Origin of the sequence: Micromonospora sp. NPDC005206 (assembly GCF_040608175.1) — a bacterium.
GTDB lineage: Bacteria > Actinomycetota > Actinomycetes > Mycobacteriales > Micromonosporaceae > Micromonospora.
In genome coordinates this window covers 259642-281468 of the sequence record NZ_JBEXHU010000007.1, presented here as the reverse complement: position 1 = coordinate 281468, position 21827 = coordinate 259642, and the positions used below count along the sequence as shown (strand labels likewise).

The following is a 21827-nucleotide window of genomic DNA, read 5'->3' as shown; positions in this document are numbered from 1 at the left end:
GTTGTGGACCGAAACCCGGATCAGCCCGAAGCGACCTCGGTCACCCCCGCAGCGACGATCCGCTCGTACGCCTCGACACCGGTGTTGAACGCCCCGAGCTGGACGGTCTTGTGGGTGCCGTGGAAGTCCGAGGAGCCGGTGACCAGCAGACCGAGCTCGGCGGCGAGTGCCCGTACGTGCGCCTGCTCGGCCGGGCTGTGGTCCTCGTGGTCGGCCTCCAGCCCGGCCAGCCCCGCGGCGGCCAGCTCGGCGATCAGCTCGTCGGGCACCACCCGGCCGCGTCGGGTGGCGCGCGGATGGGCGAAGACCGGCACGCCGCCGGCCGCCCGGACCAGCCGGATCGCCCGGAACACGTCGATGTCCTCCTTGGGCAGCCGGTACCGCTCGCCCAGCCAGTCCGGACCGAACGCCTCCCGGGTGCTCCCGACCAGGCCGGCCCGGATGAGCGCCTGCGCGATGTGCGGCCGGCCCACCGTGCCTCCCCCCGCGCCGGCCATAATGTCCGGCCAGCTCACGTCGACGCCGTCGGCGCGCAGCAGCCCGACGATGCGTTCGCCCCGCTCCTCGCGGGCGGCGCGCACCCGGGCCAGCTCGGCGACCAGCTCCGGGTGGTCCGGGTCGAACAGGTACGCCAGCAGGTGCAGCGGCACCGGCGACTCCGTGCCGGACCAGCGGCAGGACAGCTCCGCGCCCCGGATCAGGCGCAGCCCGGGCGGCAGCGCCCGCACGGCCGGCGCCCAGCCGGCGGTGGTGTCGTGGTCGGTGATCGCCAGCACGTCCAGCCCCGCGTGGGAGGCCGCGCGGACCAGCTCGCCCGGGCTCAGCGTGCCGTCGCTGGCCGTCGAGTGGGCGTGCAGGTCGATTCGCGGGGCGGAGCCGGTACGCGAGGTCATCACCCGACGCTACCCAGCGCCACCGACCCGGTTCTGTCGAGGCCTGCCCGCTCGCGACCGGTGCAGGTGGTCAGGAGCCCGTCACCACGACCGGCCGGTTCCCCGGCTGCACGTCGGGCGCCGGGACCGCCTGGGCCTGGTTTCCGGCCCGCACCCGGCCGACGTCGACCCGGACCAACTGGCCGGCGCCGTCGACGTAGGTGGCGTCCGAGTCGGTCGTCCAGGCGATCGCGCCGGTCGCAGGCGGCCCGGCCGGCACGGCGGTCATGTCCGGTCCGAACCGCTGCAGGTCGACCAGCAGTGCGCGGGCGGCCTTGCCGACCCGCCCGTTCACCAGCAGCCACCGCCCGTCGGCCGAGATCCCGCCGACTCCGCCCTCGCTCAGCTGCGGACCGCAGCCGGTGCTGACCCGCTTCAGGTCACGCTTCGGGTCGAGTACGGCCAGGCAGGTCCCGCCCGTGTCGCCGGCGGCGACCTGGCCGACCAGCCGTCCGTCGGGCAGCGCGCCGTAGACGCTCAGCGTGGTCCGGTCGACCCCCACGGTCAGCTGCCCGGCGCCGGGCCGCCACAGGGCGTGGCCCGCGCGGTCCGGGTCGAGCCGGACCAGCACGCTGTCGCCGACGAACCGGACCGGTTCCGCGTCGGCGGGTAGGGAGGTGCGCACCGGCCCGATGAGCTGGGTGCCGACCACCCCCGCCACCAGCAGGCCGGTGCCGTCGCGCCAGGCGACCTGGCGGCCGTCGGGGGCCACGACGATCGCGCCCGCCCCGGCCAGCAGCACCTGCACCAGCCCGTCGCGCTGCGCCACCCAGAGGGAACGGCCAGCGGCGGTCGGAGCGCCAACCACCAACCAACCGCCGCCGCCGGGCAGCAGGTGGGCGGCTTCGGCCGGCCCGACGCCGGACAGCTCCAGCCGCCCCCCGTTCGCGCTGATCAGCGTCCCGTCGACGAGTAGGTCGAGGGACGTCCCGGGCGAGGGCGCGGGGGCGGGTGCGGCCGAGGGAATCGGCCGGGCCGACGGGTTCGGGTCACCGATCACGACGATGGGTGTGCCCTGCCCACCGGAGTCGTCACCGAGCTGGGCCATCACGGTGCTGACCAGCACCGTGGCGACCGCCGCGAGGGCCAGGCCGCCCGTGGTACGACGGCGCCGGATCCGGTTCGCCCGGCGGATGGCCTGGCCGGCCGGATCGGGGCTCAGTGGGCGGGGTACGGCGACCTGGTGCGAGAGGGTCTCCCGCACCGCACCATCCAGCTCGTCAGGTCGCACGTGGTAGGGACGCGGCGGGCTGCCCGTCAGGTTGCCTGACCGCCCCGGGAATGCTTTCACCGCTGCTCTCCGGTGCCCGTGCCGACCGGCACGGCCGCCGGATCGACGGCCAACTCGACCGGCAGCTCGACCGGACGGGGGGCGATCGGGCGGGGCACGGCCGGACGGGACGCCGGGTTGGTCGTCGTCCGGGGCCGGCTGGGCGCGGCATCGCCGGTGGCCGTGACCTGCCCGCTCAGGGTGGTCGCTCCACCGGCACGCGCGGGGCCTGCGCCGCTCCGGAGCGTCCCGGCAACTGCGGTCCGGCCGCCGGTGGTGGCCTCGCCGGCCAACTCCGGTGCGGCCGCGCCCATCCGCCGGCGCAGCGTGGACAGCGCCCGGGAGGCCTGGCTCTTCACGGTGCCCGGGGAGATGTTCAGCATCGCGGCGGTCTGCGCCTCGGACATGTCCTCGTAGTAGCGCAGCACCAGTACCGCTCGCTGCCGGTTGGGCAGCTCCCTGAGGTGCCGCCAGAGCAGGTCGCGGTCCAGCTGCTGTTCGATCTCGTCGACACCGGCGCGCTCGGGCAGCACCTCGGTGGGGCGCTCACCGTGCCAGCGCCGCCGCCACCAGCTCGTCGATGTGTTGACCATCACCCGCCGGGCGTACGGCTCGACCGCCTCGATCCCACCGAGCCGCTTCCACGCCAGATAGGTCTTGGTCAGCGCCGTCTGGAGCAGGTCCTCGGCCGTGGCCCAGTCGCCGGTGAGCAGGTACGCGGTCCGCAGCAGGGCGGCGGAGCGAGCCGCGACGAAGTCGCGAAACTCCTCCTCCAACGGGTCCCTGCTCGCCACCACGCACCTCCGCACCCCAGCCGTCCTGGCAGAGTGCCATGTCAGAGGCGCTCCGGTCCATGACGAAAGGTGCGCACTTGCTCCGATGTTCGGACGAAAACCTTCACGCCCCGTCGTCGGCCTTGGCCTCGTCGGCTTCCTTGCCCAGCCGGGCCTCGACCGCCTGCGGCTCGTACATCTCTTCGACCACTCGCAGGTAGAGCTCGTTCGGGTTGGGCAGGTTCTTGATCTCGCGTAGCGCCTGCTCCTGGCCGGCGGACTCCAGCACGAAGGTGCCGTAGTTGAGCGCCCGACCGGAGGGCGTCTGCTCGTACTTCATGTCGGTGACCCGGACCAGCGGCATCATGGCCACCCGGCGGGTGATGATGCCGTTGACCACCATGACCCGCTTGTTGGTCAGGATGAACCGGTCATACCACCAGTCGGCGACCTTCCACGCCACCCAGCCCATCACCGCGAACCAGAGCAGCACGGCGACGGTGGTCAACGCCCCGACGTTCTGCCCGGCGAGGAAGCCGGAGAGGTAGCCGAGCACGAAGGTCGCCGCGATGCCGACCAGCAGCGGGGTGGTGAGGTGGATCCAGTGCCGCTTCCACTCACCCCGGTAGCGCTCGGTGGGGAAGAGGTAGCGGGCGACCAGCGAGCTGGGCTCGTCCTCCAGCGGCAGCACCCGCCGGGGGGCGGCGCCGGTCGCGTCGGCGCGCAACCCGGCCAGCTCGTCCTCGGAGATCTGCGGAGGCTGGTAGCCGGCCTCCGGATCACGGATCCAGGCCCGGCCCGAACGACCCTCACCGGCGTAGCCCGGCCCGTCACCGTAGCCGACGTCGTCCGAAAGGGACGGACCGTCGGACAGGCCGGGGCCGGCGCCGTAGCCCGGGCCGTCGTCGGGCCCGATCCGCGGGATCGGCTCGGTGTCGCGCTCGCGGCGCTCCCGGTCGGGGTCGTCCGGGTCGAAGGGTGGACCGGAGGGGCTGCCCATGGGCGGCTAGGCGACGAGGCTGGTGAAGAAGTCGCCGAACCCCTGGGCGATGTCGACGATCCCGCCGCCGAGCGACTTGAACACATCCGCCGCAGAGTTTGGCCGGTAGGCGACGAAGAAGATCAAGAATGCGATTCCGGCCCAGGTGAGGACCTTCTTGACCATGGCGGGCCATCCTCTCGCGCGGCGCCGGGTCCCATTACCGCAGCGGCACCCAGAGTATCAGTGTGGTGTCGTACAGTGAATATCTGCGTCCGTTCTCCGTCAATCCGGGAGCCATGTCAAGCCCTCCCGGGTAGGTACGGGGACGGTGCGCCGTACACGAGCTCGGGCGGAGTCCACTCGGTCAGGTCGTGCAGCACGACATCTTCCGCGAGCAGGTGACCCGCACTCGCCGGCCAGGCTATCGCATGCAGCCACATTCCCCGAGCCTCGCCGGCGTACGCGCTTCGATCCGTCGGAGAATTCACGAGCCACAGTGGAGTGGGATGCCCGCCGACCCGGATCCGGGCCTGCCCGACGTGCTCGGGGTGGCCCGGCCCAGGGTCGGTCAACGCGTCGGCCAACTCCGGTCCGGGGTCCGGGCCGGACAGCCCGGCCAGCCGGGTGCCCAGGCCGACGCCCGGCTCCTCGGCCACGAAGAGCAGATCGGCCGGGCCGCCACCGAGCGGCGCCGGGCCCGCGCAGGCCACCGCGGTCGCCCGCACTCCGGTGCGGTCGTCCCCGGCGTACGCCACGCCGGTGAGGGTCCAGCCGGGCGGCAGCGGCCACGGGCACCACAGCGGCGTGCCGGGCGGATCCGCGGTCGCTGCGGTGATCCGCTCCACCACGCTGGCCACGATGTCCGCTCCGATGTGCTCGGGCACGTGCAGCGGTGGCACCGGGCCACAGTGCAGGCACCTCGATTCGGTGTGCATCAGATCCGGCGCCCGTACCGGGCCCCCGCATCTCGGACAACTCACCGCGACACTCACATCCCCACCGTCACCCCGGACCGCCGGCCCGTCAAGCCGGAACGCCCGATTCGGCACCCAGGGGCGTGGTCAGTCCGGCGGCGGCCCGGCGTGGGTGCGGATCCACGCGTGCATGGCGATGCCGCTGGCCACACCCGCGTTGATCGACCTCGTGGAGCCGTACTGGGCGATGGAGTAGAGCTGGTCGCAGGCGGCGCGGGCCGGTTCGGAGAGACCGGGCCCCTCCTGGCCGAACAGCAGCACACACTTCCGCGGCAGGGTGCCGGTCTCCAGTGGGCGCGATCCGGGCAGGTTGTCGATGCCGAACACCGACAACCCCTGCCCGGCGGCCCAGCCGACGAACTCCTCGATCGTCTCGTGGTGTCGGACGTGCTGGTACCGATCGGTCACCATCGCGCCGCGTCGGTTCCACCGTCGCCGTCCGACGATGTGCACCTCGGCGGCGAGGAAGGCGTTGGCGTTGCGGACCACCGTGCCGATGTTGAAGTCGTGCTGCCAGTTCTCGATGGCGACGTGGAACCCGTGCCGGTGCCGGTCCAGGTCGGCGACGATGGCCTCGTGCCGCCAGTAGCGATAGCGGTCGGTCACGTTGCGCCGGTCCCCCTCGGCGAGCAACTGCGGGTCGTAGCGCGGGTCGTCCGGCAGGTCCCCCGGCCAGGGGCCCACGCCCACCTCAAGCTGGTCGTCGGTCACGGTCATCAGAGAGTACGGACCCGTCCCGCGCTCGCCACCGACGGCCTGCCGGTTCAACCCAGCCCGAGCGCGCCACCGAGCCGGTCCAGGAACCGCCGGTCGGCCGGGCTGGCCGACCGGTCGGCCGAGGGCTCGCCGGGGGCGGGCACCGCCCGGCAGACCCGGGCCGCGACCGACTGCACCCACTGGCGGTACGCGGCCGAGTCGGCGGGGTCGGCGCGCCGGTGCAGGACCCGGACCGCCGTCCGGCAGGCGGCCAGCAGGTCCACCAGATCGGTGAGCCGTTCGGTCGGGGACTGGGTGCCGTCGTGGCGGGCGTAGATCGCGGCGACCACCGCGCGGACCAGATCGCTGTCGAAAGCCCGGCCGGCGGCGACCGCGTCCAAGCCGGCCAGGCCCGCCATGACCCCGCGCGCGGGCCGGCCGGGGCCCGGGGCGGCGGCGGCCACGAGGACCCGACCGGGCAGGCTGGTCAGCAGGTCCCACTCGGCGGCGGAGTAGACGGCGGTGGTCAAGGGTGCGGCTCGGCGACCGGCAGAGGGCGGCTCTCCGGCAACGGAGTGGCTCATCGGAACCTCCGGCGCCAGCATATGCCTCGAAACGGGAAAAGGGCCCCTTCCCCATCAGAACCTGATGTGGGAAGGAGCCCGTCGCCGGCGCGGGTAGCCCGCCGCGGTGCTCAGCGGGGCTCGGGGAAGCTGGGCCGCTCCGGGTCCACTCCCTCGGGGACGTTGCTGGCCGCGTACTCCCGCTTGGGGACCATGACCTTGCGGCGGAAGACGCAGACCATGGTGCCGTCCTGGTTGTAGCCGCGGGTCTCCACCGACACCACGCCCCGGTCGGGCTTGGAGCCGGACTCCCGCTTGTCCAGCACGGTGGTCTCGCCGTAGATGGTGTCGCCGTGGAAGGTGGGCGCCACATGCCGTAGCGACTCGACCTCCAGGTTGGCGATCGCCTTGCCGCTGACGTCCGGCACCGACATGCCGAGCAGCAGCGAGTAGATGTAGTTGCCGACCACGACGTTGCGCTTGAACTGGCTGGCCGTCTCGGCGTAGTGCGCGTCCATGTGCAGCGGGTGGTGGTTCATGGTGAGCAGGCAGAAGAGGTGGTCGTCGTACTCGGTGACGGTCTTGCCCGGCCAGTGCCGGTAGACCGCGCCGACCTCGAACTCCTCGTAGTAACGGCCGAACTGCATCCTGGTCCCCTTCGACGGGCGGCGATGGAGTTCGGCACAGCATGCCTTACCGCTGGTTAAGGTGACCCGTGGGGCGCGACCCCGGCGGAAAAGTCACACCGGTCGCTCGCTCGGGGGGAGACGCAATGAGCGGCGGGGCCCTCCCCGGCACCCGCCGCCCACGCTCTGATGCGGAGAATTCTGCCCTACGGCAGCGTAGGTTCACAGAGACCGGCGTCACATTTACTCTTTTGTAACACTACTCTCCGTGGTTGAGCGCAGGGTGATCGGCGATCTCTGCAGGCCCGATACCTGCTTGTCAAGGGGCAAGTTACCGATTCGTAGTGCTCGATCGAGTGGATCTCCTTGGAAACGCTCCCATCACGTCCGGTCACGCAAGTGCGTCATGCACTTGCGTTCCGCAGATCGAAACGCACAGACGCGGGTCGATGACCCTCAGTGCCCGCAGTCAGCCCACAGCACGTTTCGTGCCCGACCGCCCGGGAATTCGATACGGTCAGCCCTGGTTCTACGGGACGTAGACAAACCGCGGTGATCGGAGAGTGCAATGGCAACCGTTGAGCTGACCTCGACGAACTTCGACGAGGTGACCGGCAACGACGGAATCGTCCTGGTCGACTTCTGGGCCGACTGGTGTGGTCCGTGCAAGCGGTTCGCCCCGGTCTACGAGCGCTCCTCGGAGAAGCACCAGAACATCGTCTTCGGCAAGGTCGACACCGAGGCCCAGCAGGAGCTGGGCGCCAAGTTCGACATCCGGTCGATCCCGACGATCATGGCGATCCGCGACGGCGTCATCGTTTTCGCCCAGCCGGGTGCGCTGCCGGAGTCCGCGCTGGAGAACCTGATCGAGCAGGTCGAGGCACTGGACATGGACGACGTCCGTAAGCAGCTGGCCGAGCACAACCACTGAGCCGTCCCCGCGACGGCACGCGAGGCCGGGCCCGGTACGGGCCCGGCCTTCGTCGTACCCGGAAGCGCGCACATGATCGCCTGCCCGGGCAGGCGGAACTGACCGCCGGTGGGAACCAACGCGGTCGGTAGATCCCGTATCGTCACGACCCGATGGAGAACCTGACCACCCGCGGGCGCGTGACCCGGCTGGGCGCGACCGCACTCGGTCTCGTCCTGCTGCTGGCCGGCACCTTCTGGGGCAGCGACGACGACTTCCCGTTCGGCCCGTTCCGGATGTACTCCACCTCGAATCCGCCGAACGCGCCCGCCCCCGACACGCGAGTCGAGGGGGTGAACAGCTCCGGGGCCGTGATCGACCTGAACCAGGACGCGACCGGCATCCGCCGCGCCGAGATCGAGGGTCAGCAGGCCCGATACGCCGCCGACCCGACGCTGCTCACCGAGGTCGCCGACGCGTACGCCGAACGCCACCCGGACGCCGCCGAGCTGGTCGAGGTCCGCATCGTCATCCGCTGGCACGGCATCCGCGCCGGCCGGCCGACCGGCCAGCACACCGATGAGACCGTGGTCCGCTGGCAGGCCCCCCGATGAGTCGCTGGCTGACCGAAGCGGTACCGCGAGGCCGCATCGCCGCGTTCCGGACCCTGATCTACCTCTTCGTCGCCGCCGACCTGGTCGTCTTCACGCCCTGGGTAAGGACCAGGGCCAGCGTGCCCGGCGAGCTCTACCAGCCGCTGCTGGTCGGCCGGCTCCTCCCGCTACCCACCCCGACCCCGGCGCTGGTGGCGGTGATCTTCTGGGTGCTGCTGCTGCTCGCCCTGCTCGCCGCGACCGGACGGGCGCCCCGGCTGCTCGGCTGGTCGGTGTGCGCGCTGTACCTGTTGTGGATGATCATCGCGATGAGCTACGGAAAGGTCGACCACGACCGGTTCGGGCTGCTCGTCGCGCTGGCCGTACTGCCCACCGCCGGCCGCGCCCGGCACGGCGACACCACCCGCACCGAGGCCGGCGGCTGGGCGCTGCGGGTCACCCAGATCGCGGTGATCTGCACGTACTTCCTGGCCGCCTGGGCCAAGCTGCGCTTCGGCGGACCGGACTGGCTGACCGGCTCGGTGCTCGCGCGGGCCATCATCCGGCGCGGCACCGACCTGGCGGACCTCATCGCCCAGGTGCCGTACCTGCTGATCGTCGCCCAGTTCGGCATCGTGGCCTTCGAGCTGTTCAGCCCGGTGGTCTTCCTGCTGCCGGCCCGCTGGCGGTCGGCCATGGTCGGCTTCTTCTACTCGTTCCACGTGGTGACCTTCGCGACCATCACCATCTCGTTCGCACCGCACCTGGCGGCGATGACCAGCTTCCTGCCGCTGGAGCGGGTCCGCCCGCTGGTCTGGGCCCGCCGGCTCGTCGGCCGCCCCACGGCCGGGCCGACGAGCGACGCGGTCCAGGACCCGCCGGAGCCGAGCGCGGCGCCGGCCCTGGAGGGCACCGAGCCGGCGCCGCTGGGCGGTCAGCCGCCGGTGGTCGGGCGACCGGTCGGGCCGTAGAGCCGCTCCCGGGCCTCCTGCGGCAGGGCACACGCCGCCGTGCCACCCGGCAGCCGGTGCCGGTTGCGCGCCACCCAGCGGTACGCCGGCCAGGCCGCGGCACGCGCCGGCGGGAAGCGCAGCCCGGCGCCGGCGACCCGCCAGACCGGGCCGCTCGCGGCGAGCAGCTTCGCGATGGCGTCCGGGCCGGCGGCGCGTGAGCCGTCGGCGCCGACCCACTGCACGGCCTCCTCGCACTCGTCCGCGGTGAGGCCGAGCGCGTCCAGGTCGGCGAACTGCCAGGGCACCACCCGCGCGGCGGTGGGGATGCGGCGTTCGATGAACTCGGCGCACCGGGTGCAGAACGCGCAGTCCCCGTCGTAGACGAAGGTCGACGTCTTCATGCTGTCCATCCTCCCCTCCGTCACCGCCCGACCGGGCACCGGTGTCCGGCGGGTCACTTGCGCTTCCCTCGTACACGTGTTCGAATAGTGGCCATGCGCTGGGACAACCTCACCGCTCCCCCGGCTGAGGGAGACCCCGAGCGGGCAGCGCCAGCGACGCCACCCCTGCCGCTGGCGCTGCCCGGCGCCGTCGCCCGCACCTTCGACACCCCGGAGTTCGCCGGGATGACCTTCTACGAGGTGCGGGCCAAATCCATCATCAACCGTGTGCCGGGGCAGTCCCGCGTCCCCTTCGAGTGGACCATCAACCCGTACCGGGGCTGCTCGCATGCATGTGTGTACTGCGTCTCGGGTGACACCCCAGTCTTGATGGCGGACGGGCGCACCAAGCCGATCAGCGAGTTGGAGCCGGGCGACCGGATCTACGGGACGGAGCGGCGCGGCGCCTACCGGCGATACGTCGTCACCACCGTGCTGGACAAGTGGTCGACCGTGAAAGCGGCTTACCGGGTCACCCTGGAGGACGGCACGACGCTCATCGCCAGCGGGGACCACCGCTTCCTGACGGAGCGAGGTTGGAAACACATCACCGGCGACATGGCCGGCACCGACCAACGCCCCTACCTCACCACCAACAATCGCCTGATCGGCACTGGCGCGTTCGAAACAACTCCGAAGGCCTCCCACGACTACCGTCGCGGCTATATCTGCGGCATGGTGCGTGGTGACGGAACCATAGGCACCTACGCCACAGGCAAGAGCTGGAGTCACCAGTTTCGCTTGGCGCTCGCGGACAGCGAGGCACTCGATCGTACCGAGCAGTTTTTGAGGGAAACGGGCGTCGAGACAAGCCGCTCCTCGTTCGGTCGTGCCATGCCTGACCGGCGGAAGATGGAGGCCGTCCGCGCTTCGGGTAAGCAGAAGGTCGATGCCATCAGGGAGATGATCCGATGGCCGAAACATCCGACTTCTGAGTGGCAGCGAGGGTTCCTCGCTGGCATCTTCGATGCCGAGGGCAGTTGCAGCCAGGGCATCCTGAGGATCGCCAACTGCGATGATCAGATTCTCAGCTACACGACGGAAGCACTGCGCGCCTTCGGATTCACCAGTGTTCTGGAGGACCGCCGGCGGACCAACCGACTGCGTTACGTACGGCTGACCGGGGGTCTCCCGGCACGGTTGCGCTTCTTCCATTTGACCGACCCGGCCATCACTCGCAAGCGGTCGATCGAGGGCGCCGCGCTGAAGCATCAGACCGCACTCCGGGTGGTGGGCATCCAAGCGCTCGGGCTGGAACTGCCGCTGTGGGACATCACCACCGGCACCGGGGACTTCATCGCCAACGGGGTGGTCAGCCACAACTGTTTCGCGAGAAATACTCACACCTATCTCGATCTCGACGCCGGTGCGGACTTCGACCGGAAGGTGATCGTCAAGGTCAACGCCGGGGAGCTGGTCCGGCGGGAGCTGGCCGCGCCGAAGTGGCGGGGCGCGCACGTGGCGATGGGCACCAACGTGGACTGCTACCAGCGCGCCGAGGGTCGTTACCGGCTGATGCCGCAGATCATCGCCGCCTTGCGAGACTTCGCCAACCCGTTCTCGATCCTCACCAAGGGCACGCTGATCCTGCGGGACCTGCCATTGCTGCGCCAGGCCGCCGAGGTGACCAGGGTCGGCATCTCCTTCTCGGTGGGCTTCGTCGACGAGCAGCTCTGGCGTTCCGTCGAGCCGGGCACGCCGCACCCGCGCCGGCGGCTGGACGCGGTCCGGGCGCTCGCCGACGCCGGCTTCTCCGTCGGGGTGCTGATGGCCCCGATCCTGCCCGGGCTGAGCGACACCGACGAGTCGATCGACGCCACCGTGTCGGCGATCGCTGCCGCCGGGGCGACCAGCGTGACCCCGCTGGCGCTGCACCTGCGCCCCGGCGCCCGGGAGTGGTACGCCCACTGGCTGGCCAGGGAGCACTCGCACCTCGTCCCCCGCTACCGCGAGCTCTACCGGGCCGGCGCCTACGCGCCGCAGGCATACCAACGGGAGCTGACCGCTCGAGTGCGGATCGCGAGCCGCCGGCACGGGCTGCATCGCGCTGATCTGGGCGACAACCGCAGCCTCCCCGAGCCACCACCACCGCCGGCTGAGCAGCTGACCCTGCTCTAGCCGGCGGGCGGCGCTACAGTCGGCGGGTGCGTACCGCTCAGCAGATCCTCGCCGACTCCGCCGTGATCGCCGTCGTGGGCGCGTCCCGCGACCCGGACAAGGCCGCGCACAGTGTGCCGTTGCAGATACAGCGGCACGGCTGGCGGATCATTCCGGTCAATCCGAGCGTCGAGGAGCTCTTCGGGGAGCGGGCTTACCCCACGCTGGCCGACATCCCGCACCCGGTCGACCTGGTGAACGTATTCCGGCCGGCGGCCGACGCCGTGCAGGTGGTCCGGGACGCGGCGGCGATCGGCGCCCCGGCGGTCTGGTTGCAGCTGGGCATCGTCTCCGCCGAGGCACGGCGGATCGCCGAGGCCGCCGGGATGGACTACGTCGAGGACCGCTGCCTCGCCGTCGAGCGCGCCGTCGGCGCCCTCACCCGCCTCGGCTGACCGCTCCCGCACGCCCCCAAGCGGCGTCGGTTAGAGCTTGTACTCCTTCAGCAGGCCGCGGGAGATGATGGTCTTCTGGATCTCGGAGGTGCCCTCGCCGATGAGCAGGAACGGGGCCTCCCGCATCAGCCGCTCGATCTCGTACTCCTTGGAGTAGCCGTAGCCGCCGTGGATGCGGAACGCCTCCTGGACGACCTCGGCGCAGTATTCCGAGGCGAGCAACTTGGCCATCCCGGCCTCGACGTCGTTGCGCTGGCCGGCGTCCTTGAGCCGGGCCGCGTTGACCATGAGGGCGTGCGCGGCCTCGATCTTCGTGCCCATCTCGGCGAGCTTGAAGGCGATGGCCTGGTGCTTGGCGAGCGGCTGACCGAAGGTCTTGCGCTGCTGCGCGTAGCTGACCGCCAACTCGAAGGCCCGGATGGAGATGCCGCAGGCGCGGGCGGCGACGTTCACCCGGCCCACCTCGATACCGTCCATCATCTGGTAGAAGCCCCGGCCCACCTTGTCGGCGCCGCCGAGGATCGCCGAGTCGGGCACGGTCACCCCGTCGAGCACCATTTCGGTGGTCTCGACGCCCTTGTAGCCCATCTTGTCGATCTTGCCGGGGATGGTGAGGCCGGGTGCGGTCTCGCCGAAGCCCGGCTCCTTCTCCAGCAGGAAGGTGCACATGTTGCCGTACACCGACTCGGCGCCGGTGTCGGTCTTGACCAGGGTGGCCACCACGGAGGAGTACGCCCCGTTGGTGAGCCACATCTTCTGACCGTTGAGCACGTAGCGGTCGCCGTCGCGGACGGCCCGGGACTTGATGGCCGAGACGTCGGAGCCGGTCTCCGGCTCGGACATCGAGAACGCGCCGCGTACCTCGCCGGTGGCCATCCTCGGCAGCAGCCGGGCCTTCTGCTCGGCGGAGCCGTGCTGGGAGATGAGGTACGCCACGATGAAGTGGGTGTTGACGATGCCGGAGATCGACATCCAGCCTCGGGACAGCTGTTCCACCACCAGCGCGTAGGTGAGCAGCGACTCGCCGAGGCCGCCGTACTCCTCGTCGATGGTGAGGCCGAACAGCCCCATCTCGCGCATCCCGTCGAGGATGTCGGTCGGGTATTCGTCGGCGTGCTCCAGCCGCTGAGCGTGCGGGATGATCTCCTTGTCGGCGAACTCCCGGACGGTCTCCAGGATCGACCGCTGCACATCGGTCAGGCCGGGCGTCTGGGCGAGTCGAGCCATCTCAGCCTCCGGGGATCAGCGCACTACTCATGGGTAACTGAACGCTGGGTCAGTATCGGCCTCCGGGGCCAGCGAGGCCAAGGTGACCAGTCCACACAACCGCTGTGAAAAGGTTCACCGCTGCGGGTAGCGTCCGGCAAGAGGGACTTTTCCGGCACTGGCAGGAGGAGGACAGCCGTGAGCTACCCGCCGCCGTCGGGACCGCCCGGGGACGAGCAGCCGCCGTCACCCTACGAGCCACCCCCGGACCAGTCGCCCTACGCGCCTCCGCCGCCGGGCCAGACGCCGTACGCGCCGCCGCCGGACCAGTCGGCCTTCGGGCCACCGGAGCGCTCGCCGTACGGGCCGCCGGCGGACGACCCCTCGCCGTACCAGCAGCAGGGACCGCACCAGCCGGCGCACTGGGCGCAGCAGCCGCCGTACCCTCCGCAGGGCCCCTACGGGCAGTACGGCCCTCCGTCGTCCGGACCGGGTCGGGGCACCAACGTGCTGGCGATCCTGTCGCTGGTGTTCGCCTTCGTGTTCCCCCCGGCCGGCGCTGTCCTCGGCCACGTGGCCAAGCGGCAGATCCGCACCAGCGGCGAGGAGGGCGGCCAGCTCGCCACCTGGGGATTGGTCCTCGGCTACGCCTTCACCGGGCTCACCCTGCTGGCCTGCTGTGGTTGGCTGGCGCTGGTCCTCATCGGCAACACCGGCGACAGCAGCGGCTACTGACCGGCGGCCCGGACCCGTCCCCTGTGGACGTGCCCGGTCAACGGAACCGGGCCTCGCGGACGCTGTTACCGCCGTCCACCACCAGCATCTGACCGGTGATGTACGAGGCGGCCGGCGAGCAGAGGAAGCTGATCGCGGCGGCGACCTCGTCCGGAGTGCCCGGCCGACCCACCGGGGTGCCCAGCCCCTGCTTGATCTCCGCCATCGTGGACGCCGCGGTGTAGATGGTGCCGGGAGCCACCGCGTTGACGGTCACGCCGTCGGCGATCATCTCCATGGCCAGTGCCCGGGTCAGCCCGACCACTCCGGCCTTCGCCGCGGCGTACGCGGCCTCGGTGGGCAGAGCGTTGACCGGGCCGGCCGTGGCGGCCAGGTTGACGATCCGACCCCAGCCCCGCTCGGCCATCCCACCGATGAACGCCCGACTGCACAGGAACGCGGTGGACAGGTTGCGGTCGATCTCGCCGCGCCACTCGTCGTAGGTCAGCTGCGCGACCGGCCGCAGCACACCCTGGCTGGCCCGACTGGCCAGGCCGGCGTTGTTGACCAGCACCTCGACGTCACCCAACTGCTCGGCGACCGCGTCGGCCAGCGCGCCGACCTCGGACTCGTCGGTCAGGTCCGCCACGAAGCCGGTCACCCCCAATTCGGTGGCCCGCTCATGGATGCGCCGGGTGGTGGAGACAATGGCCACCCGGGCACCCAGGTCGGCGAGTCGGCGGGCGGTGGCGTACCCGATGCCGTCCGGGCTGCCCGCTCCGGTCACCAGGGCGACCCGCCCGTCGAGTCGCATGGTCACCGGGTCGGCGAGCGCGACCGGCTCGTCCGCGCCGGTGGCGCCGGCCGGTGTGGCCGCACGGCCGCGCCGGCCGGCGCCGGGGCGGCTGACGTCCCGTCTCGGTCGACTGCCGGAACGATCGGCGGCGCGCGCATCCATTGCCATGCCAGGATCCTGCCCGGTCGGACGGGCCCGAGCAACGCGGCACCCGGGAGCGGGGGCATCCGGTTTGGTCGCCGCTGGCTACCCTGACGGCGCACCCGACCTGACGGAGAATCGCATGACCTATCCCCACGCACCCGGCGGCTGGACCGATCCCACCGGCCAACAGTCGAGCCCTCCGCTGGATCCGACCCTTGTGGCCGGTCAGCCGGTTCCCGCCCAGCCCAACCCGGCGGATCCGTACGCGCCGGTCGACCCGTACGCCGGTGGGCAGCTTCCCCCGGGCCAGCCCATGCCCGGCTACGCCCCGCCCGGCTATCCGCCGCAGTACGCCGGCTACGGCTACCCGGTGCCACAGAAGATCAACGGGATGGCGATCGCGGCGCTCGTTCTGGCCCTACTCGGCTTGACGTCCTGCATCACCGCACCGGTCGGCGCGATCCTCGGTCACGTGGCCCAGAAGCAGATCCGGCTGACCGGCGAGGGCGGCGAGGGGATGGCGAAGGCCGCGATCATCGTCGGCTGGATCCTCACCGGGTTGCTGGTGCTGCTGATCGCCTTCTACGTCGTCATGATCATCATCGCCATCGCGACGAGCGCCGGCAGCGACAGCTACTGACCGGCGAACGGGTCGGCACAGCGCCGGTTGTCGGGCCGCGACGACAGCCGCCGGCTGTCGTCGCGGCCCGGCACGGTCACTCCGAGGGCGGGGTGAACGACGACGTACGGCTCATCCCGGCGGCCCGGCCCTTGGCGGCGACCACCAGCGCCATCTTGCGGGACGCCTCGTCGATCATCTCGTCGCCGAGCATCACCGCGCCGAGCTTGCCGCCGGCCTCCGAGGTGTAGTGCTGGTACGCGTCGAGGATCAGCTCGGCGTGGTCGTAGTCGGCCTGCGCCGGCTGGTAGACCTCGTTGGCGGCGTCGATCTGGCCCGGGTGCAGCACCCACTTGCCGTCGAAGCCCAGCGCCGCCGAACGCTTGGCCACCTCGCGGAACGCGTCCACGTCCCGGATCTGCAGGAACGGGCCGTCGATGGCCTGCTTGTCGTGCATCCGGGCGGCCATCAGGATCCGCATGAGGATGTAGTGGTACGGGTCGCCCGGGTAGTCCGGGATCAGCGCGCCGACCACCAGCGACTTCATGTTGATCGAGGCCATGAAGTCGGCCGGGCCGAAGATGATGGTCTCCACCCGCGGCGAGGCGCCCGCGATGGCGTCCACGTTGACCAGGCCGGCGGCGTTCTCGATCTGCGCCTCGATGCCGATCCGGCCGACCTCCAGGCCGAGCGTCTTCTCGATCTGGGTGAGCAGCAGGTCCAGCCAGTGCACCTGCTCGGCGGTCTGCACCTTCGGCAGCATGACGCAGTCCAGGTTGGCGCCGGCACCCTCGACGACCTCGATGACGTCCCGGTAGGTCCACGGGGTGGTCAGGTCGTTGACCCGGACCACGCGCGTCTTGCCGGCCCAGTCACCCTCGTTGAGCGCGGCCACGATGTTCTTCCGCGCATCCGGCTTGGCCAGCGGGGCCACGGCGTCCTCCAGGTCGAGGAAGACCTGGTCGGCCGGCAGGCCCTGCGCCTTGCCGAGCATCTTGACGCTGGAACCCGGTACGGCGAGGCAGGACCGGCGGGGACGACCGACTGCGGCCATGGATGCGCTCCTTCCAGCGTCCGGCGGGCACGCCGACGCCACCTGACGACAGATCCGAGAAACTTAACGATCCCAAAGGGCGTGGTGACGCCACGGTAACCTCGCGCCATGACCGGGGTGAATGGACCTGTGGAAGATCTCACTGGGCGGCGACTGGTGGTGGTGACCGGCGCCAGCTCCGGCATCGGACTGGCCGCCGCCGTGGACCTGGCGTGCCGCGGCGATCAGGTGGTGCTGGTCGGGCGGGACCCGGCCCGGTTGCAGGCCGCGGCGGAACGGGTACGGGAGACGTCGGGCGAGCGTCCGGAGTTGTTCCGGGCCGACTTCGCGGTGCTGGACGACGTGCGCCGGCTCGCCGAGCGGCTGCGCGACGCGTACGGCCGGATCGACGTGCTGGCCAACAACGCCGGTGCCATCGCACTCCAGCCGCTCACGACCGTCGACGGCTTCGAACTGTCGATCCAGGCCAACCACCTGGCGCCGTTCCTGCTGACCAACCTGCTCGCCGACCGGATCGGCCGGATCGTGGTCACCGCCTCCGGTGCGCACCGCTTCGGCACGCTGGAGCCGGACGACCTGAACAGGCCGCTGGGCCGCTACCGGCCGATGGGCGCGTACGGCACGAGCAAACAGGCGAACATCCTGTTCACCGCCGAGGCTGCCCGCCGCTGGCCGGGCATTGCGGCACACAGCTTCCACCCCGGGGTGGTGCGGACCCGGTTCGCCAACGACAGCCGGCTGGTCGCCCTCGGCATGCGGCTCCTGCCGTTCCGCAGCCCCGAGAAGGGTGCCGAGACCCTGGTCTGGCTGGCCAACCAGGACCGGTCCCGGCTGATCGACGGCGGCTACTACCACGACCGGCGGCCGCGCCGGCCGTACCGCAAGGCCGTCGACCCGCAGCTCGCCGCCCGGCTCTGGGCGGCCAGCGCCAAGGCCGTCGGCATCGCGGACTAGCGTGGCCACCGTGCTGACGCTTGTCGCGCTCGTCGAGTTCCCCGTCGGGGCCGAGGCCGCCGGAAAGCGCTACGAGGACGCCGTGCTGGCGCTGCTCGGCCGGCACGGCGGCCACCTGGAACGGCGACTGCGCGGCATCGACGAGCGGGCCGAGGTGCACGTGATCACCTTCGAGGATCGGGCCGGTTACGAGTCGTTCCTCGTCGACCCGGAGCGGGCCGCGCTGCGCGCCGCACTCGGCGGGTCCGCGCCGACCACGCGCGTGATCGAGGTGTACGAGGCGTAGGGCGTGTCTCAGAAGCGCCGGGCGAGCCGCCGACCCCGCCAGCGCCGCAGCAGCGACAGCACCGGCAGGCCCACCACGAGCGCCAGGATGAACCCCATGGCGAGCAGCCAGAACGGCAGTGGCCCGTAGTCGGGTCGGCCGGTTTCGCGTACCGCGCCGTCGATCGCCAGGTCGGCGGCGACCGTCAGCTCGGTGATGCCCTCCGGGGTGCGGAAGAGCACCTCCGGCGCCGGTGCGCCCCGGCGCAGCACCACGAGTTCCACCCGATCCGTGCCCGGCTCGTGATACGGACCCCAGGCGATGTCGTGGTCCTCCGGCCGGTCCACCGCCTCCGGGCCGGGCACACCGACCAGCGCGACCGCCTCGTCCGCCGAGCGCCAGCCGAGCAGTTGGACGAACGTACGGGAGCGCAGCGGCGGGAACGGCGCCCCGGCCCGCGGTGCGTCGTCGACGGTGGACCGGACGGCCAGCGTCCAGGTACGCGGGTAGCCGGGCACCGGGCAGTCGGTACAGGTGGACCGGTCCAGGACCGCCACCGCACGCCCGTCCGGCAGCCAGGACCCGGCCCCGCCGAGCCGCCCGCCGTGCAGCGGCAGTTTCCGGTACGGCTCGGCGACGCCGTCCGCGTTGGCGTCGGCGACCCGGGCGAGCCAGACCTCGCCCCGGACCTGGAGGGCCAGTTCACCGCTGTCCGGGGAGAGCGCCGCCGTGCGTCCCGGCGGAATCCAGGCGGTGCCCACCGGGACCCGCAGGACGTCCTTCCCGCGCTCCCGGTCGTAGACCCCGACGTACGGGGTGGTGTAGGTGTTCGGCGGGGTGAAGGCGGCGTCGTCGTCGGCGTAGACGAGTCGCTCGCCATCCGGCGCGAACGCGAGCGGGTAGCCGTCCGTCCGGTCCGGGGTGAACCGCCCGGATGTCAGGTCGAGCAGGGACGCGCCGATCCAGGCGTACCGGCCGTCCGGGGACAGCAGCGCGTCGAAGCCCGGGGTGAGCTGCCCGGCGTCCAGTACCCGGTACCGGTCGGCGTCGGCTGCCAGCACGCCCATCCGGGTCTCGAACCAGTCGGTGCGCACGGCCGGGCCGCCGAAGAGCATCGCGGCCGCGCCGGGTGCCGAGTCCCGCACCGAGGCGGTGCGCAGCGGCGGGTCGACGATTCGGGTGGGCAGGCCAGGGGCATCGGAGTGTGGGGCGGCGGGCGACGGCAGGGCCACCGGGTGCAGCGCGTACCCGGTGCCGAGGAGCAGGACCAGCACGGCCAGCGCGCCGGCGGCGACGGCCCGGCGACGCCGGTGCCGGGTCCGCGCGGAGTCGAAGAGCCCAGCCGGTACGCGCGCGGGCGGAACGTCGTCGGCGAGGCGACGCAGCGCCTCGCTGAGCCGGGCGGTCATCGAGCCACCTCCTGCGGGTTACGGCCAACCAGCTCGGCCAGCTCGGGGGCGAGGACGCGCAGCCGCCCGAGGGCGTGCCGGGTCTGGCTCTTCACGGTGCCGACCCGGCAGCCCAGCAGCACGGCCGTCTCGGTCTCGGTGCGGTCCTCGTAGTAGCGCAGGACCAGGACCGCGCGCTGCCGAACGGTCAGCCGGGCCAACGCCGCTTGGAGCACCAGCCGCAGGTCCGTGTCGTCGCCCGGACCGGCCCGCTCCGGCAGCGCTCCGCCCAACCGCTCCGGCGGGCGGGCCCGGCGCCACCGCCACCAGTTCGCCGCCTGCGTGTAGAGCACCCGGCGCAGGTAGGCGGCCGGGTCGTCGAGCCGTTCCCAACGCACCGCGACCCGGGCCAGCGCCACCTGCACCAGGTCCTCGGCGTGGTGCCGGTCGCTGGTCAGCAGGTACGCGAACCGGGTCAGCCCGGCGGTCTCGGCCCGTACGAAATCGGCGAAGCCGTCCCGGGTGCGGTCCTCAGTCGTCAAACGGATCGCCCTCCTCATCCGGGCAGACGCCGGGCGGGCCCGCCCCGGAGGGAACCGCCATCCACGTTCCTCAGGTCGTCCCGGATTTCGCCCGGGCCGGGCGGGCGGTCAGTCTGTCAACGGGGCGGCGTCGGCGGGGAGCGGGGTGGGCGGCGCGGCGCGGCGGCCGGCTCGGGCGCCACCGAGCACCACCACCGCCACCCCGACCAGCAGCAGCGCCATTCCCAACAGCGCGTACGGGCGGGGCAGCTGCCCCAGCCAGACCCAACCGAGCAGCGCCGCGCCGGGCACCTCCAGCAGGATCAGCACGCTGACCGTGGTCGCCGGAATCCGGCGCAGGGCGTAGTTGAACATCGAATGGCCGAGCAGTTGCGCGCCGGCCACCAGGGCCAGGATGGCCAGCCAGGTACGCCCGTCGAAGCCGGTCATCCGGACCCCGCCGAGCAGGCAGACCACCAGCAGGATCAGCGCGCAGATCCCGTAGCAGATGGTGGTGTACGTGGTGGTGCTGATGCTGGCCCGGGCCCGCTCACCGAAGGCGGTGTAGACGGCGGCGAACAGGCCACCGGTCAGCGCGAGCAGGTCTCCGAGGACGGCCCGCCCGGAGATGCCCACGTCCGCGCCGGTGGCGATCACCGCGCCGCCGACCGCCACCGCGATGCCGATCCAGACCACCGGGGGCAGCCCGCGGCCCTGGGCACGGGCGATCAGCCCCTGCCAGACCGGCTGGGTGGCGACCAGGGCGGTGGCCGTGGCGACCGAGGTGAGCTGCGCGCTCGGCATCCAGGTCGCGAAGTGCGCGGCGAGCGCGACCCCGGAGAGCACGCAGTACAGCCCCTCCCGCCGGCCCGCCCGACCGGCCAGCGCACGGAACTCGGCGCGACGTCGGGCCAGCGAGAACGGGCTCAGCACGGCCACCGCGAGCAGGTTGCGCCAGAACGCGATGGCCAGCGCGGGAGCGGCGGCGTAGGCGATCAGCGGCGCGGATGACGACACGGCGACCACGGCCAGGCCGACCGCGCCGGTGGTCAGCGGATCCGGGGGCGGGCGGTGTGAGGAAGGGGGCACGGGAAGCAATCCTCACACGCTCGCGGATAACACAGAACGTCAGCACTCCGTTACGATCACGCGGGTCCGCGCCGGCCCTCGACCGCCCGGAGGCGCTCCCCCATGCCCAGCTACCAGGCGGTGCTGTTCGACTTCTTCGGCACCCTGACCCGTCCGGTCCAGCGCGGCGCCGCCCACCTCGGCACCGCCGAGCTGCTCGGATGCCACACCGACACGTTGACCGAGGTGCTGGACCGCACCTACTACGAGCGGGCCACCGGCGGGCTCGGCAACGCGGAGGCCACGCTGCGGTGGGTCTGCGCCCAGGCCGGCGTACACCCTAGCGACCATGCGGTGCGCGCGGCCGTGGCGTCCCGGCACCGCGCGGTCCGCGCGGACACCCGGCTGCGGGCCGACGCGGTGCCCGTGCTGGCGGCGCTGCGCCAGCGCGGCCTGTGCACCGGCGTGATCAGCGACTGTACGCACGAGCTGCCGGCCTTCCTGCCACAGCTCGCGGTCGCCCCGCTGCTCGACGTGCGGGTCTTCTCGGTGCAGGTCGGACGGTGCAAACCGGATCCGGCCCTCTACCTGACCGCCTGCCGGCGACTCGGGCTCGCGCCGCGCGACTGCCTGTACGTCGGCGACGGCGGCAGCCAGGAGCTGACCGGCGCGGAGCGGGCCGGGATGACCGCGGTCCGGCTCGCCGCGCCCGACCTCGCCGAGCACATGGTCTTCAACGCCGACCGGGACTGGCGCGGCCCGACACTCAGCACATTGCGCGACGTGCTCGACCTCGTCGACGCCGAGGTCATCGGCGTGGCGTTCGGCTGACCG

Annotated in this window: 26 protein-coding genes; 10 read left to right on the top strand and 16 right to left on the bottom strand. The window is 71.9% G+C overall.

Annotated elements, in window-relative coordinates:
• Positions 1-20: 20 nt before the first annotated feature.
• The 9 genes from ABZU69_RS13160 to ABZU69_RS13120 form a co-directional block, all read right to left on the bottom strand.
• Complete coding sequence (locus ABZU69_RS13160) at positions 21-893, bottom strand: PHP domain-containing protein (protein ID WP_354964583.1); 873 nt, start codon at positions 891-893, stop codon at positions 21-23.
• A 70-nt stretch (positions 894-963) separates the two neighbouring features.
• On the bottom strand, positions 964-2136 hold the full coding sequence (locus tag ABZU69_RS13155; protein ID WP_354964582.1) for a hypothetical protein: 1173 nt from the start codon (positions 2134-2136) through the stop codon (positions 964-966).
• An 83-nt stretch (positions 2137-2219) separates the two neighbouring features.
• The gene (locus ABZU69_RS13150; RefSeq protein ID WP_354964581.1) at positions 2220-2996 is read right to left on the bottom strand and encodes a SigE family RNA polymerase sigma factor; all 777 of its coding nucleotides are present in this window, start codon (positions 2994-2996) and stop codon (positions 2220-2222) included.
• Between the two features lie 103 nt (positions 2997-3099).
• Entirely contained in the window at positions 3100-3975 is an 876-nt protein-coding gene (locus tag ABZU69_RS13145; protein ID WP_354964580.1) for a PH domain-containing protein, read from the bottom strand.
• A 6-nt stretch (positions 3976-3981) separates the two neighbouring features.
• A complete protein-coding gene (locus ABZU69_RS13140) occupies positions 3982-4140 on the bottom strand; it encodes a hypothetical protein (RefSeq protein WP_165942702.1) in 159 nt (52 codons plus the stop codon).
• A gap of 116 nt (positions 4141-4256) precedes the next feature.
• Positions 4257-4937 (bottom strand): DUF6758 family protein, encoded by a 681-nt coding sequence (locus ABZU69_RS13135; protein WP_354964579.1) that lies wholly within the window; start codon positions 4935-4937, stop codon positions 4257-4259.
• A gap of 81 nt (positions 4938-5018) precedes the next feature.
• Positions 5019-5642 carry an RNA methyltransferase gene (locus ABZU69_RS13130; RefSeq protein WP_354964578.1) on the bottom strand — a complete coding sequence of 208 codons (624 nt, stop codon included), beginning with the start codon at positions 5640-5642 and terminating at the stop codon, positions 5019-5021.
• Positions 5643-5695: 53 nt separating this feature from the next.
• Positions 5696-6211: a hypothetical protein gene (locus ABZU69_RS13125; protein ID WP_354964577.1), complete on the bottom strand. Its 516-nt coding sequence runs from the start codon at positions 6209-6211 to the stop codon at positions 5696-5698.
• Positions 6212-6321: 110 nt separating this feature from the next.
• Positions 6322-6837, bottom strand: a complete 516-nt coding sequence (locus tag ABZU69_RS13120; RefSeq protein ID WP_089017858.1) for a MaoC family dehydratase — start codon at positions 6835-6837, stop codon at positions 6322-6324.
• Positions 6838-7384: 547 nt separating this feature from the next.
• Between ABZU69_RS13120 and trxA the strand changes: the two genes are divergently transcribed.
• The 3 genes from trxA to ABZU69_RS13105 all read left to right on the top strand — a co-directional run bounded on the left by trxA (position 7385) and on the right by ABZU69_RS13105 (position 9290).
• Complete coding sequence (trxA, locus tag ABZU69_RS13115; protein WP_007455291.1) at positions 7385-7747, top strand: thioredoxin; 363 nt, start codon at positions 7385-7387, stop codon at positions 7745-7747.
• Positions 7748-7899: 152 nt separating this feature from the next.
• Complete coding sequence (locus ABZU69_RS13110; RefSeq protein WP_354964576.1) at positions 7900-8340, top strand: hypothetical protein; 441 nt, start codon at positions 7900-7902, stop codon at positions 8338-8340.
• On the top strand, positions 8337-9290 hold the full coding sequence (locus ABZU69_RS13105; protein WP_354964575.1) for an HTTM domain-containing protein: 954 nt from the start codon (positions 8337-8339) through the stop codon (positions 9288-9290). The genes ABZU69_RS13110 and ABZU69_RS13105 overlap by 4 nt, the downstream gene beginning before the upstream one ends.
• Here ABZU69_RS13105 and ABZU69_RS13100 read toward each other — a convergent pair.
• Positions 9254-9673, bottom strand: coding sequence for a DUF393 domain-containing protein (locus tag ABZU69_RS13100; protein WP_354964574.1), 420 nt, complete (start codon positions 9671-9673; stop codon positions 9254-9256). The genes ABZU69_RS13105 and ABZU69_RS13100 overlap by 37 nt on opposite strands.
• Positions 9674-9766: 93 nt before the next feature.
• On the opposite strand from ABZU69_RS13100, the gene ABZU69_RS13095 reads away from it, so the two are divergent.
• Entirely contained in the window at positions 9767-11830 is a 2064-nt protein-coding gene (locus ABZU69_RS13095; protein ID WP_354964573.1) for an intein-containing Rv2578c family radical SAM protein, read from the top strand.
• Positions 11831-11856: 26 nt separating this feature from the next.
• Positions 11857-12264, top strand: a complete 408-nt coding sequence (locus ABZU69_RS13090) for a CoA-binding protein (protein WP_354964572.1) — start codon at positions 11857-11859, stop codon at positions 12262-12264.
• 30 nt (positions 12265-12294) lie between these two features.
• On the opposite strand, the gene ABZU69_RS13085 is transcribed toward ABZU69_RS13090, so the two are convergent.
• Positions 12295-13491 carry an acyl-CoA dehydrogenase family protein gene (locus ABZU69_RS13085; RefSeq protein ID WP_354964571.1) on the bottom strand — a complete coding sequence of 399 codons (1197 nt, stop codon included), beginning with the start codon at positions 13489-13491 and terminating at the stop codon, positions 12295-12297.
• 177 nt (positions 13492-13668) lie between these two features.
• Here ABZU69_RS13085 and ABZU69_RS13080 point away from each other — a divergent pair, with 177 nt between their 5' ends.
• Entirely contained in the window at positions 13669-14205 is a 537-nt protein-coding gene (locus ABZU69_RS13080; RefSeq protein ID WP_354964570.1) for a DUF4190 domain-containing protein, read from the top strand.
• Positions 14206-14242: 37 nt separating this feature from the next.
• On the opposite strand, the gene ABZU69_RS13075 is transcribed toward ABZU69_RS13080, so the two are convergent.
• Positions 14243-15148, bottom strand: a complete 906-nt coding sequence (locus tag ABZU69_RS13075; RefSeq protein WP_354964569.1) for an SDR family NAD(P)-dependent oxidoreductase — start codon at positions 15146-15148, stop codon at positions 14243-14245.
• A gap of 115 nt (positions 15149-15263) precedes the next feature.
• Here ABZU69_RS13075 and ABZU69_RS13070 point away from each other — a divergent pair, with 115 nt between their 5' ends.
• Positions 15264-15764 carry a DUF4190 domain-containing protein gene (locus ABZU69_RS13070; protein WP_354964568.1) on the top strand — a complete coding sequence of 167 codons (501 nt, stop codon included), beginning with the start codon at positions 15264-15266 and terminating at the stop codon, positions 15762-15764.
• Positions 15765-15840: 76 nt separating this feature from the next.
• Here ABZU69_RS13070 and ABZU69_RS13065 read toward each other — a convergent pair whose 3' ends face one another.
• Entirely contained in the window at positions 15841-16797 is a 957-nt protein-coding gene (locus tag ABZU69_RS13065) for a CoA ester lyase (protein ID WP_354964567.1), read from the bottom strand.
• Between the two features lie 129 nt (positions 16798-16926).
• Between ABZU69_RS13065 and ABZU69_RS13060 the strand changes: the two genes are divergently transcribed.
• Both ABZU69_RS13060 and ABZU69_RS13055 read left to right on the top strand, forming a co-directional pair.
• The gene (locus ABZU69_RS13060; protein WP_354964636.1) at positions 16927-17751 is read left to right on the top strand and encodes an SDR family NAD(P)-dependent oxidoreductase; all 825 of its coding nucleotides are present in this window, start codon (positions 16927-16929) and stop codon (positions 17749-17751) included.
• 10 nt (positions 17752-17761) lie between these two features.
• Complete coding sequence (locus ABZU69_RS13055; protein ID WP_354964566.1) at positions 17762-18037, top strand: hypothetical protein; 276 nt, start codon at positions 17762-17764, stop codon at positions 18035-18037.
• Between the two features lie 8 nt (positions 18038-18045).
• Here the strand turns inward: ABZU69_RS13055 and ABZU69_RS13050 are convergent, their stop codons facing one another.
• The 3 genes from ABZU69_RS13050 to ABZU69_RS13040 form a co-directional block, all read right to left on the bottom strand.
• Entirely contained in the window at positions 18046-19425 is a 1380-nt protein-coding gene (locus ABZU69_RS13050) for a hypothetical protein (RefSeq protein WP_354964565.1), read from the bottom strand.
• The gene (locus tag ABZU69_RS13045) at positions 19422-19946 is read right to left on the bottom strand and encodes a SigE family RNA polymerase sigma factor (protein WP_354964564.1); all 525 of its coding nucleotides are present in this window, start codon (positions 19944-19946) and stop codon (positions 19422-19424) included. Before ABZU69_RS13045 ends, ABZU69_RS13050 begins: the two co-directional genes overlap by 4 nt.
• 108 nt (positions 19947-20054) lie before the next feature.
• The gene (locus ABZU69_RS13040; protein ID WP_354964563.1) at positions 20055-21014 is read right to left on the bottom strand and encodes a DMT family transporter; all 960 of its coding nucleotides are present in this window, start codon (positions 21012-21014) and stop codon (positions 20055-20057) included.
• A 102-nt stretch (positions 21015-21116) separates the two neighbouring features.
• Here ABZU69_RS13040 and ABZU69_RS13035 point away from each other — a divergent pair, with 102 nt between their 5' ends.
• Complete coding sequence (locus ABZU69_RS13035; protein WP_354964562.1) at positions 21117-21824, top strand: HAD family hydrolase; 708 nt, start codon at positions 21117-21119, stop codon at positions 21822-21824.
• Positions 21825-21827 lie beyond the last annotated feature (3 nt).

Coding starts and splice junctions, on each gene's coding strand:
- ABZU69_RS13070 (WP_354964568.1), top strand. CDS start 15,264: ATGACCTATCCCCACGCACCCGGCGGCTGGACCGATCCCACCGGCCAA.
- ABZU69_RS13085 (WP_354964571.1), bottom strand. CDS start 13,491: ATGGCTCGACTCGCCCAGACGCCCGGCCTGACCGATGTGCAGCGGTCG.
- ABZU69_RS13120 (WP_089017858.1), bottom strand. CDS start 6,837: ATGCAGTTCGGCCGTTACTACGAGGAGTTCGAGGTCGGCGCGGTCTAC.
- ABZU69_RS13065 (WP_354964567.1), bottom strand. CDS start 16,797: ATGGCCGCAGTCGGTCGTCCCCGCCGGTCCTGCCTCGCCGTACCGGGT.
- ABZU69_RS13100 (WP_354964574.1), bottom strand. CDS start 9,673: ATGAAGACGTCGACCTTCGTCTACGACGGGGACTGCGCGTTCTGCACC.
- ABZU69_RS13140 (WP_165942702.1), bottom strand. CDS start 4,140: ATGGTCAAGAAGGTCCTCACCTGGGCCGGAATCGCATTCTTGATCTTC.
- ABZU69_RS13035 (WP_354964562.1), top strand. CDS start 21,117: ATGCCCAGCTACCAGGCGGTGCTGTTCGACTTCTTCGGCACCCTGACC.
- trxA (WP_007455291.1), top strand. CDS start 7,385: ATGGCAACCGTTGAGCTGACCTCGACGAACTTCGACGAGGTGACCGGC.
- ABZU69_RS13050 (WP_354964565.1), bottom strand. CDS start 19,425: ATGACCGCCCGGCTCAGCGAGGCGCTGCGTCGCCTCGCCGACGACGTT.
- ABZU69_RS13095 (WP_354964573.1), top strand. CDS start 9,767: ATGCGCTGGGACAACCTCACCGCTCCCCCGGCTGAGGGAGACCCCGAG.
- ABZU69_RS13145 (WP_354964580.1), bottom strand. CDS start 3,975: ATGGGCAGCCCCTCCGGTCCACCCTTCGACCCGGACGACCCCGACCGG.
- ABZU69_RS13125 (WP_354964577.1), bottom strand. CDS start 6,211: ATGAGCCACTCCGTTGCCGGAGAGCCGCCCTCTGCCGGTCGCCGAGCC.
- ABZU69_RS13105 (WP_354964575.1), top strand. CDS start 8,337: ATGAGTCGCTGGCTGACCGAAGCGGTACCGCGAGGCCGCATCGCCGCG.
- ABZU69_RS13160 (WP_354964583.1), bottom strand. CDS start 893: ATGACCTCGCGTACCGGCTCCGCCCCGCGAATCGACCTGCACGCCCAC.
- ABZU69_RS13075 (WP_354964569.1), bottom strand. CDS start 15,148: ATGGCAATGGATGCGCGCGCCGCCGATCGTTCCGGCAGTCGACCGAGA.
- ABZU69_RS13110 (WP_354964576.1), top strand. CDS start 7,900: ATGGAGAACCTGACCACCCGCGGGCGCGTGACCCGGCTGGGCGCGACC.